The sequence below is a fragment of the Methylibium sp. T29-B genome, from assembly GCF_000576225.1.
GTDB classification, from domain to species: domain Bacteria; phylum Pseudomonadota; class Gammaproteobacteria; order Burkholderiales; family Burkholderiaceae_C; genus Methylibium; species Methylibium petroleiphilum.
The window spans coordinates 1-3176 of the sequence record NZ_AZSN01000260.1 but is presented as its reverse complement, the minus strand read 5'-3'; the positions used below and the strand labels follow the sequence as shown (position 1 = coordinate 3176).

The following is a 3176-nucleotide window of genomic DNA, read 5'->3' as shown; positions in this document are numbered from 1 at the left end:
CGCCAGCGCCAGCGCGGCCGGCAGCCACCGCAGGTCGGTCGGCACGGGCTCGGGCTGGGCGAAGGCGGGGGTCGCGCATCGCCTGGCCCAGCACGTCGGGCGCGGCCAGGCGCCGGTAGCCGAAGCCCATCAGCTTGGCGAGCGACTGCAGGTGCGGCTCGCGCAGTTCCGACAAGTGCTCGTGGCTCTGCGCCGCCTGCGCGCCGCTGCGCTGCACCACGTCGGTCGCGGCCCAGTAGCCGGCCGGGTTGCCGTCGCGGTCGGTGCGCGGGATGCGCGCCGGCAGGTCGCCGCCCACGCCGATCAGCCAGCCGCCCACCTCGCCGGGCGTGATGTCCTGGATCGGCGGCAGCTCGGCGCCGTCGCGCAGCGGCGGCGACTCCTGCCGTCGGTGAAGAACACCACGCGCGTGTTCGGATCGATCGCCCGCGCGGTGCGGATGGTCCAGCTCATGCCCTTGCCGATGTTGCTGGCATTGGCCCAGCGCATGCGGCCGTCGATGCGGTCCAGCGAGGCGAGCAGCTCCTCGTAGTGGCTGCACACCTCCACCGGCAGCAGCAGCGGCATCACGCGGTAGTCGGCGAACACGGCCCAGCCGATCTTCGAGCCGCAGGGCATCTCGCGCAGCGCGTCGCGCATCGCCGAGCGGGCATAGGCCAGGCGGCTCAGGGGGGCGCCGTCGCGCTCCACGTCCTCCACGTTCATGCTCTGCGTGATGTCGAAGGCAACCAGGTAGTGGAAGGTCGCCCGCTGCAGCATGAAGGGCGGCAACGCCACCGCGGCCACCAGCAGCAGCAACGCGAGCGTGAGCACGAGGTCCGCACGCCGGCCCTGGCGGACCAGCCAGCGGCCGACCCGCACGACGCGGTTCAAGGCAGGTCCCCCGGGTCCATGCCGCGGAGTTGCACCCGGCGGCGCTCGACCGGCACGTTCGGGTCCTCGGCGTAGGCCTCCTGCTCCTCCGGCGCGAGGCGCAGCGCGCGCTCGAGGTTGTAGCGCGCGTCCCAGTCGCCGGGGTCGGCGCGCAACAGGTCGCGGTAGCGCTGCTTGGCCAGTTCGATCAACGGCGCGGTCTCGGCCGACGGCGCGGCGGCGTCACCGCCCGGCGACGCCGCCAGCGCCTGGCGCAAATACATGTTGCCGAGGTTGAACTGCGCCTGGCGGCCGAGGGCATCGAGCGCACCGGGCTGGATCAGGCCGCTGTAGCTCTTGAAGGCCGCGTCGTGGGCGCCCGCCTGGGCCAGCGCGATCGCGCGCGCCAGCCTCACCTCGCGCGGAGCGTCGCGCGGCGCCGGTGCGTCCTTCTTCTCTGCGTCCTTCTCGGCGGGCGGCCGTGCGGCCGCGGCCACGGCCTCGTTGAGTGCCACCACCTGCCGCCAGTGCAGCCCCTGCCAGAGCAGCACGCCAGCGCAGACCGCCGCCGCCGCCGCGAACACGCCATGCACCGACAGCCTTCTCATGACGCACTCCGTCCGTCGCGCCACGCCGGCGCCCAACTCGGCAACTGCAGCGCCCGGCAGACCAGCAGGCCCAGGCAGCACAGCAGCGCCACGCCGTAGCAGGCCGAACTGAAGTCGCGCCGCGGCACCCGCTCCACCACCGACAGCGGAAAGTTCTGCAGGCGGTCGATCTCGGCCATCGCCGCCGCCATCGCGCTGGCGTCGTCGGTCTGGAACAGCCGATAGGGCGTGGGCAGCGTGCGGAAGAAGCTGTGCAACGCCAGCTCTTCCACCGAGTCGAGGCTGCCGACCGCGTCGGTCGTCAGGTCGGGCGAGTTGGGATTGCTGCGGATGTAGATCCAGTACAGACCGATCTTCTGCCGCACCAGCCCGGCCTCGATGCGCTGGCGCGTGGTCTCGTCGAGCTGCGCGCCACCGTCGGACACCACCAGGATCACGCGGCTGCCGGCATACGGCCGGCCTTCGAACTCGCCGATCGCCGCCAGCAGCGCGCTGCCCATGTGGGTGTCGGGCAGGCCGCGGCCCACGCCGGTGGCGGCCAGGCCGGCCTGGATCACGTCGCCCTGCTGTGTGAACGGCACGATGCGCATCGGGCTGGTGCTGAAGGCCATGAACGCGAAGCGGTCGTCGGGCCGCTTCGCGACGAACTCGCTCAACAGCTCGCGCACCACCTGGCTCTTGGTCGGCATGCTGGCGTTGAACTGCCCTCCGGCCTTCACGTCCTTGGGCACCACGTTGGCGTCCATGCTGCTGCTGCGGTCCATCAGGATCAGGATCTCGGCGCCGCGCCCGGTGCGCAGCACCTGCGCACCCGACTGCCCCGGCCCGGCCAGGCCGATCACCACCGCGGCCATCGCCGCGACCGCGAAGGCGCGCCACAGGAAGCCGGCGATGCGCCCGATGCGGTCGACCGGCAGCCAGGCGATGGCCGAGTAGACCAGCGTGTCGCTGCGGCGGCGCAGCAGCGGCAGCGCCGCCAGCGGAAGCAGCAGCAGGAGCAGCGGCTGGACGAAGTCGAGGCCCATGGCTCAGCGGTGCTGCCGGCGCTCGGCGTCGCGCAGCGCGCGGCCCAGCGTGTGCAGCGGGTAGTCGGCCGCCGCACCACCGGCGAAGAAGCGCTCGCTGGAATGGCGGTAGAAGCCTTCGAGCTGCGCCTGCAGCGGCCGCAGGTGCGGCCGTTCGTCGAGCCAGCGCGACAGCGAGGCGCCGTGCACCACGCGGCCGGCGCTGGCGTTGACGGCGCGGTGCAGGCTGAGCCAGGCCTCGGGGCTGGCCGCGTCCGCACGACGCAGTTCGCGCCAGGCGCGGGCGAACGGCAGGCGCCGCGACTCGCGCCAGTTGCGCCCGCCCCACCACGCCAGCCAGGCCATCAGCACGACCCCCAGCGCGAGCAGCGCCCCTTTGAAGCGACGCTCGATCGCCGCTGTCGGTGCAGCCTCGACGGGCCGGTCCGGGCGCAAGGTCTGCAGCGCGCCCTGGCCCGCCACCTCGGGTGGCGTCAACGGCCCCACGCTGATCGGCCATGCGGGCAGCACCAGCGGCGGACCGCCCCGCGTCGCGATCGTCACGGCCGGCAGGCTCAACGTGGTCAGCGCGCGGGGTGCGTTGACCACCTGGTAATCGAGCGCCAGCCAGCGGCGGCCCTGGTCGTCGGTCTCGGCGCGCGCCGCGCGGCGCTCCAGCCACAGACCCACGCGGTCGGCCGCCGGCGGCGTG

At 73.5% G+C, this 3176-nt stretch carries 4 protein-coding genes and 1 pseudogene; all 5 read right to left on the bottom strand.

Annotated features, from left to right (window positions below):
• A pseudogene (locus Y694_RS26900) lies at positions 1–319 on the bottom strand (hypothetical protein); the annotation flags it as partial.
• Positions 304–873 (bottom strand): VWA domain-containing protein, encoded by a 570-nt coding sequence (locus tag Y694_RS26895; protein WP_310732289.1) that lies wholly within the window; start codon positions 871–873, stop codon positions 304–306. The pseudogene Y694_RS26900 and the gene Y694_RS26895, both read right to left, overlap by 16 nt.
• Entirely contained in the window at positions 870–1460 is a 591-nt protein-coding gene (locus tag Y694_RS20735) for a hypothetical protein (RefSeq protein ID WP_011830850.1), read from the bottom strand. The genes Y694_RS26895 and Y694_RS20735 overlap by 4 nt, the downstream gene beginning before the upstream one ends.
• Positions 1457–2485: a vWA domain-containing protein gene (locus Y694_RS20730; protein WP_011830851.1), complete on the bottom strand. Its 1029-nt coding sequence runs from the start codon at positions 2483–2485 to the stop codon at positions 1457–1459. The genes Y694_RS20735 and Y694_RS20730 overlap by 4 nt, the downstream gene beginning before the upstream one ends.
• 3 nt (positions 2486–2488) lie before the next feature.
• Positions 2489–3176: hypothetical protein (locus Y694_RS25075; RefSeq protein WP_036236128.1), on the bottom strand; the 688-nt coding region annotated here is incomplete at its 5' end.